Genomic DNA, 13,259 nt, shown 5'->3' with positions numbered 1-13,259 from the left:
CACGTAGCTATTCCCGGCTGAAACGCCTGACCTCGTCGGCGAACGGGGTCAGGCCGTCCGTCATCATCCCGGCCATCTGCTTGGCCAGGTCCGCGGCGGCGTCGTTCGCGGCGGCGAGCACCGCCTCCGCCAGCGCGTCCGCGCCGAGCCGCATCGCCCGCGGGTCGATGCGCAGGCCGCCGAGCGCGCCGCTCGGCAGCACCTCGGCCTTCACCTGGCCATTGGCCGCCTCACCGCGGCCGCGGATGTCGTTGAGGCTCTCCCGCAGCTCTTCCAGCGGCCGAAGGTCGGCCTGGAACTGGGCGAGAAGGCGCTGCATCTCCTCGTCGAGGAAGTTGGCGCCGTCGTCTGGTGTGGGCATCAGGTCTCCGAACAATGTCAGGGGTTGAGCTTTCCGTCCGACTTCGAGTACTTGGGCGGGTCGGACACTTTCGGCAGGGACTGGATGCTGGCCCAGTGTGCGACGTCGAAGCCGGTCTTCATGCCGGCCAGCCGTTCGGCGATCCCGGGATAGACGTCGCGTAACGCGTTGACGTACGTCTCGGCCTTCTTCAACCCGGTGGAGTAGCCCTGTTTGAAGGTGTTCGCCGTCTCGTCCGTGCCGGCGAAGTCGCCCAGCGCGGTGATGGCGTCGAGAATGCGGCGGGCGTCCCTGGCCAGCTCGTCGTGCTCGGTGACGAAGCCACCGGCCGCCCCTGTGAAGGTGCTCCCGCGGACATCGATGTTCGGCATGCCCGGGCGGCCGAGGCCGGGTGAGCTGGGCGAAGGGGTGGGGACGGGATACGTGGGGGCAGTCGTGGGAGTCGGCGACGCCACAGGCGCTTTGGTTGGCGACGACGATGGCGTGGGCGTCGGGGTGGGTGTGGGGGAAGGGCTTGGCGACGTCGGACTCTGGCTGGGCGTCGGGGATGGGGAGCTTGGGGTGGGCGTGGGGCTGGACGTGGGTGTCCCAGTGGGTGTGCCAGTGGGTGTGCCCGTGGGGGTTCCGGTGGGGCTCGGTGTGGGTGACCCCGTGGGGGTGGCCGACGGCGTTGGCGATGCGGATGGAGCGTTTGAATCTGCCATTGGACGTGACATCCTCCTCGCACATTGCCTGCACTACCGGCAGGGATAGTGTACTTTAGCGCCGGGACGAGGCCCCCGTCCTCGAAGTTCCGGCCTTCCTAAAGGGCGGACTGCATCTGCTGCATGCGGCGGATCTCGGCGGCCTGGGTCACGCTGACGTCACTGGCCAGCTCCTCGACCCGGATGTGCGAGCCGCTCGTCAGCACCTGCTCCGACATCTTGATCGCCCCCAGGTGGTGGTTGATCATGAGCTCCAGGAACATCCGGTCGAAGTCCTTGCCCTTGGCCGCCTTCAGGGCCTCCATCTGGGCGGGCGTGGCCATCCCCGGCATGCCCTCATGCGCGGCGTGGTGCTCGGGCACCGTCTGCTGCTGCTCCCGCAGCCACGTCGTCATGAACTGGATCTCCGGCCCCTGGGCGTCCTTGATCCGGCCCGCCAGGTTCTTCAGCTGGGCAGACTCGGCCCGGGTGGGCGCGAGGAGCGACATGTCCAGGGCCTGGCGGTGGTGGACGATCATGTCCTGGACGTACTTGATGTCGGACGCGTTGGCCGTGGCCGAGGGCACGGCGGTGGCGGCCTCGCTCGGCGACAGCGTCCTGGCCTGCTCCCCGGGGCGGCCGGGAGCGAGCACGGGCGCGGTCGAGTCGGCCCGTGGAGCCGGCGGCGGAGAGGAGGAGGTGCAGCCGGAGAGGGCAACGACCGTGCCCATGATGACGATGAGCGCGGCGCGCACCCACAACCTCCCTGACTGACTCGGACGAGAATGCGCACTCTAGGCCATAAGTGGACAAATTAAAAGAGAGTGAACAGGAACAAAATTTGACAAGTTGTCTGCTTGGCCAGTCGAGGGGGGAAACGCGAGGATGGCGTAGATTTATGCTCTCTTTATAGGAGGATCCCTAGTGTTCTCCCTCCGCAGGGCCCTCACCCTGGTCACGGCGGTCGTGGCGATGGTCGGCGCCGTCTTACCGGCTCAGGCCGCGGACATCCCGGCTCCTGGCGAGATCGTCATGAGCCCCAACATCCAGCACGTCACCAACGTGCCCAAGCCCGAGGCTCTGGCCGACATCCACACGGACATGGCCTTCCAAGGCGACTACGCGTACGTCGGCAACTACTACGGCTTCTCGATCTACGACATCAAGCGCCCGAAGCGGACCTCGCTGGTGAGCTCGGTCGTCTGCCCCGGTGGCCAGATGGACATGTCCGTCTACGGCAACCTGCTCTTCGGCTCCGTCGACTCCTCCCGCAACGACGACTCGTGCAACAGCACCTCGCAGCCCGCGTCGGTCAAGGAGTCGTGGGAGGGCATCCGCATCTTCGATGTCTCCGACAAGGCCAACCCGAAGTACATCAAGTCGGTCGAGACCAACTGTGGCTCCCACACGAACACGCTGGTGCCCGACCGCAAGCGCGAGAACGTCTACATCTACGTCTCCTCCTACAGCCCGAACGCCTCGTTCCCCGACTGCCAGCCGCCCCATGACCTGATCTCGATCATCAAGGTGCCGCTGCGCGACCCGACGGCCGCCACCGTGATCGCCACGCCGAACCTCTTCCCCGACGGCGGCTACGGCGGCGTCCAGCAGCCCTACCCGGCCGGGAAGTCCGCCACCACCGGCTGCCACGACATCACGGCCTACCCGGAGAAGGGCATCGCCGCCGGCGCCTGCATGGGTGACGGCATCCTGCTCGACATCCGCAACCCCGAGCAGCCCAAGGTCACCGCGACCGTGCGCGACGAGACGAACTTCGCCTTCTGGCACTCGGCCACGTTCAACAACGACGGCACGAAGGTCATCTTCACCGACGAGCTCGGCGGCGGGACCAGGGCGACCTGCAACGAGGCCATCGGCCCGAACCGGGGCGCCAACGCGTACTACGACATCGTGAACGGGCAGCTCCAGTTCAGGAGCTACTTCAAGATCTCGCGCCACCAGGCCGACACCGAGAACTGCGTGGCCCACAACGGCTCGCTGATCCCGGTCAAGGGCCGGGACATCATGGTGCAGGCGTGGTACCAGGGCGGGATCTCGGTGGTGGACTTCACCGACTCGGCCCACCCGCAGGAGATCGCGTTCTTCGAGCGTGGCCCGGACAACACCGCGCCGGCGCTCAGCGGCGGCTTCTGGTCCGCGTACTACTACAACGGCTACATCTACGGGTCCGACTTCAACCTGGGCCTGGACGTGCTGAAGATCAACGACTGGCGTACCAACCGGGCGAACGGCGTCAAGATGCGCTCACTCAACGCGCAGACCCAGACGTCGTATCCCGAATACGGCCACTGATCCCCAGGCGGCGAGGGCCCCGACCGGGTCCTCGCCGTTTTCACTTATCCAGACATATGCGATAAGGAGTCTCGGAGTGTTCAATCCGCGCCGTGCCCTCGTCATGGCCGCGGCCGCCGTCGCGTTAGCGCTGACGAGCGTTCCCGCCCTGGCCACCGACATCCCACCGCCCGACGCCGTGGTCACCAGCCCCAACGTGACCCACGTGCTGAACATCCCCAAGCCCGCCCCGATCGCCGGCACCATCAACACCGACATCACCTTCCAGGGCGACTACGCCTACGTCGGCAACTACGGCGGCTTCTCGATCTACGACATCAGCAACCCCAAGAAGGCCAAGCCCGTCAGCTCGGTCGTCTGCCCCGGCTCCCAGATGGACGTCAGCGTCTACGGCGACCTGCTGTTCACCGCCGTGGACTCCTCGCGCAGCGACGACTCGTGCAACAGCACGGCGCTGACCGCCGACCACAAGGAGGCCTGGGAAGGCGTCCGGATCTTCGACGTCTCCGACAAGGCCAACCCGAAGTACATCAAGTCGGTCGAGACCAACTGCGGCTCCCACACCCTGACCCTGGTGCCGGGCAAGGGCCGCGACCGGAACAAGAACGTCTACATCTACGTCTCGTCCTACAACCCGAACGCCACGTTCCCCGACTGCCAGCCGCCGCACGACAAGCTCTCGATCATCAAGGTGCCGCTCAGGAACCCGACGGCGGCGGCGGTCGCGGCCACCCCGGTGGTCTTCCCCGACGGCGGCAACGAGACCCAGCCCGGCCTGCTCCTGCCGACCAGCGGCTGCCACGACATCACCGCCTACGCCGAGAAGGACATCGCGGCGGGCGCGTGCATGGGTGACGGCGTGCTGTTCGACATCTCGGACCGGCTGAACCCGAAGGTCACGGCCAGGACCACGGACCCGAACTTCGCGTTCTGGCACTCGGCCACCTTCAGCAACGACGCCAAGAAGGTCGTCTTCACCGACGAGCTCGGCGGCGGCGGCGGGGCCACCTGCAACGAGGCCACCGGGCCGAACCGCGGCGCGGACGCGATCTACGACATCTCGAACGGGCAGTTCACGTTCAAGAGCTACTTCAAGATCCCGCGCTACCAGGCCGACAGCGAGAACTGCGTCGCGCACAACGGCTCGCTGATCCCCGTCAAGGGCCGGGACATCATGGTCCAGGCCTGGTACATGGGCGGGCTGTCGGTGTGGGACTTCACCGACTCGGCCAACCCGAGGGAGATCGGCTACTTCGAGCGCGGCCCGCGCTCGGCCGGCGGTGGCGGCGGCATCTGGTCCGCGTACTACTACAACGGCTACATCTACGCGGCCGACTTCCACGAGGGCCTCGACGTCGTCAAGGTCACCGACCCGCTCACGAACAACGCCAGGCACGTCCGCACCGACCGGTTGAACGTGCAGACGCAGGAGTCGTACCGCAACTGGTGACCGATTCCGTCCCTGTGCGCCGCTCTCACTGAGGCGGCGCGAACCCGCCCGGAGTCGCCCTCGGCGGCTCCGGCGCGGGGGGCCGGGGCTGAGGCTGCGGCTGGTAGGACGCCGGGGGCTGAGGCTGGTACGGGCCTGGCTGCGCGTAGGGCGGCTGGGGCTGGTACGGCGCCGGCTGCGCGTAGGGGGCCTGGGGCGGGCGGCCGTTGGCGGCGCGTTGCGCGAAACGTACCTGCTCCCTCCTGCGGCGCTCGGCCAGGACGGCGCTCAGGTACGCGTGCGGCGGCACCCCGGCGGGCGCCGCGGGCGAGACGAAGGACGCCGTCTGGGTCGCGATCCGCACCCCCATCTCATGCTGGACCTGCGGCGACAGGTCGTGCCACCGCGACAGGTACTGCCGGGCCGCCTGCGCCACCTCGTCGGGGAGCTGGGAGAGCTCCAGCGTCGCCGCCCAGGCCGCCAGCGGCGGCGGCATCACGATGAGCTGCCCGGAGTCGCGCGGAGCCCGGTCGGAGATCACGATGGTGCCGGCGAAGACGTCGCCGAGCCGCTTGCCCCGCTGCGAGACCAGCGACGCGATCAGCGCGGGCGCCCCGGAGAGCATCCAGAACTCCACGACCCCGGCCAGGCCGCGGAACAGCGCCTGCCTGAAGCGCTCGGGACTGCCGTCGTCGCTGACCACCCGGAGCCCGAGCGCGAGCTTGCCGAGGCTGCGTCCCCTGGTCAGCGACTCGAAGATCACGGGGTAGCCGACCAGCACCAGCACCATGAACACGATCATCGCGGCCCCGAACATGGCCGAGTCCGAGATGACCGAGAACGCGCCTAAGATCGCATAGGCGGCGATCAGCACCGTGAACTGCACGGCCATGTCGATGACGATCGCCAGCGCGCGCGAGGGCATCTGGGCGATCCGCACTTCGACGACGACCGCGTCGCCGGTCACAACCTCAGACATATGTGGAGCCTAACGGCTATGTACTGGTGTTTGAGCGGCCAGAATGTTCGGGTGGACATCGATGCGTTCGTCACAGCTCACCGCCCCGTGTGGGACCGGCTCGATCATCTGGTCAAGCGTCGTTCGTCGCTGACGGGTGCCGAGGTGGACGAGCTGGTGGACCTCTACCAACGCGTGTCCACCCATCTGTCCATCGTGCGCTCCTCGTCCGGGGACGCGATGCTGACCGGTCGGCTGTCGGCGCTGGTGGCGCGGGCCAGGTCGGCGGTGACCGGGGCGCACACGCCCGCCTGGCGGGAGCTGGTGAGGTTCTTCACGGTGTCGTTCCCCGTGGTGGCCTACCGGGCGCGGTGGTGGTGGCTGGGGAGCACGGTGGCGTTCATCGCGGTCGCCTGGGTGATGGGCGCGTGGGTGGCGGCCAACCCCGACGTCCAGGCGACGATCGGCTCGCCGGACGAGATCGCCCAGCTCGTCGACCACGACTTCGCCGACTACTACTCCGAGCACCCGGCCGCCTCCTTCGCCAGCCAGGTGTGGGTGAACAACGCGTGGGTCGCGGCGCAGACGATCATCTACTCGGTGCTGCTCGGCCTGCCGATCCCGTACGTGCTCTACTCGAACGCCGCGAACGTCGGCGTCTCCGGCGGTCTCATGGCCTCCCGCGACAAGCTGGACATCTTCTTCGGCCTGATCACGCCGCACGGGCTGCTGGAGCTGACCGCCGTGTTCCTGGCGGCGGCGGTCGGGATGCGCCTGGGCTGGACGGTCATCGACCCGGGGCCGCGCCGGCGGACGGAGGCCCTGGCCGAGCAGGGCCGGGCGGTGATGAGCGTGGCGCTGGGGCTGGTCGTGGTGCTGTTCGTGTCGGGCCTGATCGAGGCGTTCGTCACGCCGTCCGGGCTGCCGACGTGGGCGCGCGTGAGCATCGGCGCGCTCGCGGAGGTGGGCTTCCTGCTGTACGTGATCGCCTTCGGCCGCCGTGCCCTGCGCCAGAACGAGACCGGCGACCTCGAACGCGCCCCGGACGTCGCCCCGACGGCCTGACGTCCCCCGGTCCAGGCCCTACAGCCGCCCGGCCGCCTTCAGCGCCAGGTACGCGTCCGCGAGCGCGGGGGCGATGTCCTCCGGGGGCGCGTCCACGACCTCCACCCCGTGCCGCCGCAGCCGGGCCGTGATGCGCCGGCGTTCGAGCTGGGCGTGCTCGGCCGCCGCCGCGTCGTACACCTCCTCGGCCGACGCCCGGCGCCCCGCCATGGCCGCCACCCGAGGGTCCGACACCCCGGCCACCAGCACCAGGTGGCGCGAGGAGAGCTGGGAGAGCACCGGCATGAGCCCCTCGTCCAGGGCCGCCCCGTTGAGGTCGGTGAGCAGCACGACCAGGCAGCGCCGCTTGGCCCGCGACAGGACGGCCGCGACCATGCCCTGCGAGTCGGCCTCGATCAGCTCCGCCTCGATCGGCGCCATCACGTTGACCAGCGACGACAGCAGCTCGGTGCGTGACGCCCCGCTCACCCAGGCGCGCACCGCCCGGTCGTAGGCGAGGAAGTCGACCTGGTCACCGGCCCTGGCGGCCAGCGCGGCCAGCAGCAGCGCGGCGTCCATCGACCAGTCGAGCCGCGGCCAGCCGGGCGCCGGCCGCGGATCCGGCCGTACGAGCAGCCCGGCGCCGCCCGCGGCGGCCCCGGCCATGGGGATGGGCGCGTCGCCCACCCGGCCCGCCGAGGTGCGGCCGGTGTCGAGCACGATCAGCACGCGACGGTCGCGTTCCGGGCGCCAGGTGCGTACGACCACGTCGTGGCGGCGCGCCGTGGCTCGCCAGTCGATGGAGCGCACGTCGTCGCCCACCACGTACTCCCGCAGCGAGTCGAACTCCGTCCCCTGACCGCGCACCAGAGCCGGGTGCTGGCCGTCCAGCTCGCGGAGCCGGGCCAGCCGGGACGGCAGGTGCTTGCGCGACAGGAACGGCGGCAGCACGCGTACCGACCACGGCGCCTGGTGGCTGCCCTGGCGGGCGGCCAGGCCCAGCGGGCCGACCGAGCGCACCGTGACCGCCACGGACGAGCGGTCGCCGCGCCTGGTCGGGGCGAGCGTCACGACGATCTTGCGGCGCTCGCCCTTGGGCACGTTCAGGTCGGCGACGCGCGGTGTGGCGCCCGCCGACGGCGGCCAGGCGTCCCTGAGCGCGCCGCGCACCCGGCGGGGGCCCGGGTTCTCGACGATCAGCTCGACCGTGGCCCGCTGGCCGAGCCGTACGAGCGTGTCGCCGGAACGGTGGAACCTCAGCGGGCGCACCGCGCCGGCGAACACCAGGTCCACCACGATCGCGGCGGCCAGCAGCAGGCAGACCCCGGCCAGCGCGGCCCCGGGCTGCGGCGCCAGCAGCACCACGACGATCCCGATCGCCGCGACCAGCCCGGCACGTCCCGTGAGAGCCATCAGCGCGGGACCGGTACGGAGGCCAGGATGCCGTCGAGCAGGCCGTCGGCGGTCGCGCCCTCCAACTCGGCCTCCGGCCGGAGCTGGATCCGGTGCCGCAGCGCGGGCCTGGCCAGCGCCTTGACGTCGTCAGGAGTCACGTACGGGCGCCCGGACAGCCACGCCCACGCCCGCGAGGCCGCCAGCAGCGCCGTGGCGCCACGTGGCGAGACGCCGAGCTGCAGCGACGGCGAGTTTCTGGTGGCGCGGGCCACGTCCACGATGTAGCCGAGCACCTCGGGCGCCACGTGCACCTTCGAGACCGCCTCCCGCCCGGCCGCCATGTCGTCGGCCGTGGCTACGGGCTTGACCTCGCTCAGGTCGCGCGGGTCGAAGCCGCGGGCGTGCCGTTCGAGCACGGAGATCTCCTGCTCGCGCGGCGGCAGCGGCACGGTCAGCTTGAGCAGGAACCGGTCGAGCTGGGCCTCGGGGAGCTGGTAGGTGCCCTCATACTCGACGGGGTTCTGCGTCGCGCACACCACGAACGGGTCGGGCAGCGGCCGCGCCGCGCCCTCGACGCTGACCTGCCGCTCCTCCATCGCCTCCAGCAGCGCCGCCTGGGTCTTCGGCGGGGTGCGGTTGATCTCGTCGGCGAGCAGCAGGTTCGTGAACACCGGCCCCTCGCGGAACTCGAACTCCGCGGTCTTCGCGTCGTAGATCAGCGAGCCGGTCACGTCACCAGGCATCAGGTCCGGCGTGAACTGCACCCGTTTGAAGTCAAGGGACAGGGCGGCCGACAACGTGCGCACCATCAACGTCTTGGCCACGCCGGGCACGCCTTCGAGCAGCACGTGCCCCCTGCACAGCAGCGCGATGACCAGCCCCGTCACCACCGCGTCCTGGCCGACCACGGCCTTGGACACCTCGGCGCGCAGCGCGCCCAGCGCCTCCCTCGCCGAGTCGCCCGAGCTCGGGACGCGGAACGTCTCCTCAGAGTTCACTGACCTGCCTTTCGATGAAGTCCAAATATCCGGCCAACCCGACGAGCCCGGCGTCGTCCACCGGTGGTGGCCCGTAGAGCGCCGCGCCGACCTGGTGGGCGTCCTGGCCGGTGCGGGCGGCGAGCGCCGCGACGACCTCGTTCGGCCCGGCCCCCGATCCGAGCCCCAGCCTGGGCGTGAGCCGGTCGATCGTGCCCTCGCGCAGCGACTCCGCGGCCCGCTGCCGCGCGCGCCTGGCCCGGTAGAGCCTGCCGCGGCCCTCGACGGTCTCGGCCGCGCGCACGATGACCGGCAGCTTCTCCGTCACCACGGGGCCCAGCCGCCTGCCCCGCCAGAACGCCGTGAGAGCCAGGGCGATGAGGGACATGTAGACGGTCCAGCGGATGCTCTCGGGCATGAGGTCGTACATCGACTTGCCCCGCTCGCCCGGAAGCTCGGCGACGGGCGGCGGGGTCGCGGGGCGGACCAGCCAGGTCACGGGCCTGCCGGTGCCGATCAGGTTGAGCGCGAGCGCGGCGTTGCCGTCCTCGGCCAGGCGCTGGTTGGTCATGAAGCCGCCGTCGCCGACGACCGTGGTCACGCCGCCCGCCTGCGGGAAGCTGACCAGCGTGTATCCGTCGCCGGCCGGGTAGCAGCCGGTGGCCCCGGTGGGGCCGCGGAAGACGGCGCCGCCCAGGTAGGCGCTGCCGGCGGCCCGGGCGGCGGGCAGCGAGCACTCGGGCTCGCGCGAGCGCGTGCGCGCCGGGGCCGGCTCGCTGCGCACGCCGGGGGCGAGCGCGTCGAGACCGGGGAGGTCGCCGACGATCAGCCGGTCGCCCTGGATCCGGGTCAGGCTGTATTCGTCGAAGTACGACATGTCGGTGATCAGCAGCAGCCGGTTGCCGGTCGTGGCCTTGGCGGCGGCGGCTTCCACGGAGTCGACCCGGTCCACCGTGACGCCCCGTGACCTGAGCACCTCGGCCAGCGCCTTGGAGCCCGCCAGAGTGGTGTCGTCGGGGTCCAGGGCCCGCGACGGGCCCCGCTCCGGGCCGAACAGGACGCCCGCGACCGCGATGAGCACGACGATGAGGCCGAGCAGGACGATGATCCGGCTGCCGCGCCAGGTGGAGCGCGCGGTGGGCGAGGTCGAGGAGGACGCGCCGTCGGCGGGACGCGTGAGGACGCTCATGCGCTCCCGCCCGTCCCGGGCCGCTCGCCCGGGGCCGCGCCGACCGGGGTCCAGGCCGTGGCCGCCGCGCCGGCCCCGACCGGGACCGGGCGGGCCTGGCGGAGCTGCTCGTCCAGGTCGGCCATCTCCTCGTACGCCTCCCGCGTGCCCGCCACACCGCCGTACGTCACGTCGTCGAACGACCGGGCGGCCGCCGCCAGCCTCGTGGCGAAGCCGGGCAGCGAGAGGGCCGCCTCACTGGTCAGCTCGTCGGCCGTGCGCCCCGGCATGCCGTCGACGAGCGCGCGTTCCTCCAGGTCACGGGCGATGGCGCGGAGCCGTTCCTGGACGGCCTCGGTCCAGCGCTGCTCGGCGGCCAGCCCGGCGGCCGCCGCCCGGTGCTCGGCCGCCGTCATCACCCGCTCCCCGAACAGCCCGCCCACGGCGAGCGCGTTCTTGCGGCTGGCCTTGCGGAGCTGCCACGAGATCAGCACGATCAGCGCGAGGATGACCAGCACGATGATCACGGAGGCGATGACCCCTCCGGCGGCGCCCCCGCCCGCGGCCGTGTCCACCAGGTCGCCGAGGAACTGCATGACCCGCCGGTAGATCAGGTCGAGCAGGGACTCCTTCTCGTATGCAGGCTTGAGGAGCTCCTCCGCGGCCCGGCGCGCGGCCTCCTCCCTGTCGATCGGGCTCACGGCCTGGCGGAGTTGGAGGGGTGCCAGAGCTCGTCCGCGGAGGAGTGCACCCATCCCTGGCGCTGCTGCTCGATGGCCGCCGTCTGCAGCACGAGGTCGAACGCCTCGCTGCGCATGCGCCGGTCGGCGTAGAGCAGGCCGGCGACCCCGGCCTGGAACGGATAGGTGAGCATCGATCCGAGCGTGCCGCCGAGGGCGATGAGCACGGCCGACACGACGGTGGTGGCCACCGAGCCCGCGCCGAACATGCCGAACAGCGTGCCCGCCAGCGTGAAGGGCACCGACAGGACGCCCGCCACGAGCCCGACCAGCAGGGACGTGAGCAGCAGGATGCCGAAGACGCGCCAGAAGTCGCCGGTCACCAGGTGCCACGAGCGCCGCATGGCCTCGATCGCCCCTCTGCCCTCCAGCACCACGATGGGCGAGGCGAAGGCGAAGCGGGTCGTGAAGAACAGGTAGTAGCCGAGGTAGGCGATCATGAACAGGAAGGCCAGCCCGAGGACCACGCCTGCTCCGCCGGAGGAGACGTTCAACGCGACCACCACGATGAGCAGCACCATCACGACCAGCGGCACCAGCATGATGACGGCCATCAGCGCCACGACGCCGAACAGCGCGGGCGCCCTGCCCTTGACGAGCCGCCACGCCTCCCCGGCGGTGATGGTGCCGCCGAAGACGGCCCGGCCGAGGATCCTGGTCAGCACGCCGGTCAGCAGCGTGACCACGACGAACTGGACCATGTACGAGACGAGCGTGCCGCCGTACTGGGCGGCGACGCCGTACACGCTGGTGAGCTGGTCGGAGGAGGTGTACGCGCTCTCGGGGTCGGTGAACGCGCCGCTCATGGTGTCGAGCACGAACGCCTGGCCGACGGCCACGGGCACGGAGGCGAGCAGGGCGGCGACGGCCGACAGGCCGAGCACGGCCTTCGGGTTGGACCGGATCAGCTTGATCGTGCCGTCGAGGATGTCACCGAGGCCCAGGGGGCGCAGCGGGATGATGCCCGGTCTCAGCGCCGGTGGTGGCGGCGCGTAGCCGTAACCGGGCTGAGGATGCGGATAGGGCGGATAGGGTGTTTGGGGCCCGGGTCCCAGTGGCTGTTGTTGCTGAAGGGGCTCCCCGTACGGCTGCCCGTAGGGCATCTGCTGTGGCGCGCCTGGCGCGGTCCACGGGGAGGCCGGCGGGGCGCTGTAGGGCGGGGGCTGTTCGGCCGACCAGCCTGATGGCGTCTCGGGCGGGGGACCGTGACCGTCTGACATATCCCAATCCTGGCATGCTGAACGGGGCATTGGTGTCGCTGAGCGCATTCGCCGTCTCATCCTTGCCGTATTCGACGGAGAATCCGGTCGAGGTTCACGTCCAGGGGATGGCAGAAAGTTGCTCTGTTACCGCAGACTTGAGATTGCGGTCGCGGGGGGCGGACCTAAAATTCGCCTTTTGCATGGCTCATGTCACACTCATGGGCCTACCAAGGGTAACCTTCAGCGATCGTGCGGGTATGTCCCACAATGCGTAGAACGAATGAGGGGCCATGAAAGGTCGCGTGCTGGTCGTCGATGACGACGCCGCTCTCGCCGAGATGCTGGGGATCGTCCTGCGAGGGGAAGGCTTCGAGCCGTCTTTTGTCTCCGACGGCGACAAGGCCCTCGATGCGTTCCGGGATACACGCCCGGATCTGGTCCTGCTCGACCTGATGCTGCCGGGGGCGGACGGCATCGACGTCGCGCGCAGGATCAGGGCTGAGTCGGGGGTTCCGATCGTCATGCTCACGGCCAAGAGCGACACGATCGACGTCGTTCTCGGGCTGGAGTCGGGGGCCGACGACTACATCGTCAAGCCGTTCAAGCCGAAGGAGCTCGTGGCCCGGGTGCGGGCGCGGCTCCGCCGCACCGATGAGCCGACCCCCGAGATCCTCCAGATCGGCGACATCACCATCGACGTGGCCGGGCACTCGGTCAAGCGGGGCGAGGAGACGATCAACCTCACGCCGCTGGAGTTCGACCTGCTGGTCGCGCTGGCCCGCAAGCCGCGCCAGGTGTTCACCCGCGAGGTCCTGCTCGAGCAGGTCTGGGGCTACCGGCACGCGGCCGACACGCGGCTGGTCAACGTGCACGTGCAGCGGCTCAGGGCCAAGATCGAGAAGGACCCCGAGCACCCCGAGATCGTGGTGACGGTCCGCGGCGTCGGCTACAAAGCCGGCCCCGCCTAGTCCACGTCCCGACCTGCTGCC

13 protein-coding genes are annotated in these 13,259 nt (G+C 70.4%); 4 read left to right on the top strand and 9 right to left on the bottom strand.

Translation table 11 applies throughout. The annotated features are described in order from the left end of the window. Positions 1 to 7: 7 nt before the first annotated feature. From ACWDRB_RS14850 to ACWDRB_RS14840, 3 genes are all read right to left on the bottom strand, one after another. Positions 8 to 361, bottom strand: coding sequence for a YbaB/EbfC family nucleoid-associated protein (locus tag ACWDRB_RS14850; protein WP_397368276.1), 354 nt, complete (start codon positions 359 to 361; stop codon positions 8 to 10). Between the two features lie 17 nt (positions 362 to 378). After that, on the bottom strand, positions 379 to 732 hold the full coding sequence (locus tag ACWDRB_RS14845) for a hypothetical protein (protein WP_355190777.1): 354 nt from the start codon (positions 730 to 732) through the stop codon (positions 379 to 381). Between the two features lie 431 nt (positions 733 to 1,163). Next, a complete protein-coding gene (locus tag ACWDRB_RS14840; protein WP_397368275.1) occupies positions 1,164 to 1,799 on the bottom strand; it encodes a DUF305 domain-containing protein in 636 nt (211 codons plus the stop codon). Between the two features lie 217 nt (positions 1,800 to 2,016). Here ACWDRB_RS14840 and ACWDRB_RS14835 point away from each other — a divergent pair, with 217 nt between their 5' ends. Together ACWDRB_RS14835 and ACWDRB_RS14830 are read left to right on the top strand one after the other, a co-directional pair. Then, positions 2,017 to 3,357 carry an LVIVD repeat-containing protein gene (locus ACWDRB_RS14835; RefSeq protein ID WP_449894680.1) on the top strand — a complete coding sequence of 447 codons (1,341 nt, stop codon included), beginning with the start codon at positions 2,017 to 2,019 and terminating at the stop codon, positions 3,355 to 3,357. 103 nt (positions 3,358 to 3,460) lie between these two features. Further along, positions 3,461 to 4,807 (top strand): LVIVD repeat-containing protein, encoded by a 1,347-nt coding sequence (locus ACWDRB_RS14830; protein ID WP_449894678.1) that lies wholly within the window; start codon positions 3,461 to 3,463, stop codon positions 4,805 to 4,807. A gap of 25 nt (positions 4,808 to 4,832) precedes the next feature. Here ACWDRB_RS14830 and ACWDRB_RS14825 read toward each other — a convergent pair whose 3' ends face one another. Continuing rightward, complete coding sequence (locus tag ACWDRB_RS14825) at positions 4,833 to 5,765, bottom strand: RDD family protein (RefSeq protein WP_449894028.1); 933 nt, start codon at positions 5,763 to 5,765, stop codon at positions 4,833 to 4,835. A gap of 51 nt (positions 5,766 to 5,816) precedes the next feature. On the opposite strand from ACWDRB_RS14825, the gene ACWDRB_RS14820 reads away from it, so the two are divergent. Then, positions 5,817 to 6,809, top strand: a complete 993-nt coding sequence (locus tag ACWDRB_RS14820) for a stage II sporulation protein M (protein ID WP_350728402.1) — start codon at positions 5,817 to 5,819, stop codon at positions 6,807 to 6,809. Positions 6,810 to 6,827: 18 nt separating this feature from the next. On the opposite strand, the gene ACWDRB_RS14815 is transcribed toward ACWDRB_RS14820, so the two are convergent. Genes ACWDRB_RS14815 through ACWDRB_RS14795 form a run of 5 tightly spaced genes read right to left on the bottom strand, consistent with a single transcriptional unit; the run spans position 6,828 to position 12,288 of the window. Next, on the bottom strand, positions 6,828 to 8,201 hold the full coding sequence (locus ACWDRB_RS14815) for a DUF58 domain-containing protein (protein ID WP_449894026.1): 1,374 nt from the start codon (positions 8,199 to 8,201) through the stop codon (positions 6,828 to 6,830). Continuing rightward, positions 8,201 to 9,181: an AAA family ATPase gene (locus ACWDRB_RS14810; RefSeq protein WP_363962484.1), complete on the bottom strand. Its 981-nt coding sequence runs from the start codon at positions 9,179 to 9,181 to the stop codon at positions 8,201 to 8,203. The genes ACWDRB_RS14815 and ACWDRB_RS14810 overlap by 1 nt, the downstream gene beginning before the upstream one ends. Beyond that, positions 9,171 to 10,349 carry a DUF4350 domain-containing protein gene (locus ACWDRB_RS14805; protein WP_449894023.1) on the bottom strand — a complete coding sequence of 393 codons (1,179 nt, stop codon included), beginning with the start codon at positions 10,347 to 10,349 and terminating at the stop codon, positions 9,171 to 9,173. The genes ACWDRB_RS14810 and ACWDRB_RS14805 overlap by 11 nt, the downstream gene beginning before the upstream one ends. Beyond that, the gene (locus ACWDRB_RS14800; RefSeq protein ID WP_449894020.1) at positions 10,346 to 11,029 is read right to left on the bottom strand and encodes a DUF4129 domain-containing protein; all 684 of its coding nucleotides are present in this window, start codon (positions 11,027 to 11,029) and stop codon (positions 10,346 to 10,348) included. Before ACWDRB_RS14800 ends, ACWDRB_RS14805 begins: the two co-directional genes overlap by 4 nt. Then, entirely contained in the window at positions 11,026 to 12,288 is a 1,263-nt protein-coding gene (locus tag ACWDRB_RS14795; protein ID WP_449894018.1) for a glycerophosphoryl diester phosphodiesterase membrane domain-containing protein, read from the bottom strand. The genes ACWDRB_RS14800 and ACWDRB_RS14795 overlap by 4 nt, the downstream gene beginning before the upstream one ends. A 272-nt stretch (positions 12,289 to 12,560) precedes the next feature. On the opposite strand from ACWDRB_RS14795, the gene mtrA reads away from it, so the two are divergent. Next, positions 12,561 to 13,238 carry an MtrAB system response regulator MtrA gene (mtrA, locus tag ACWDRB_RS14790; protein ID WP_043620615.1) on the top strand — a complete coding sequence of 226 codons (678 nt, stop codon included), beginning with the start codon at positions 12,561 to 12,563 and terminating at the stop codon, positions 13,236 to 13,238. Positions 13,239 to 13,259: the final 21 nt, after the last annotated feature.

It is taken from the genome of Nonomuraea sp. NPDC003707 (genome assembly GCF_053587055.1).
Note: the sequence above shows the minus strand (reverse complement) of the source record. Positions and strands in the feature narration are given on the sequence as shown.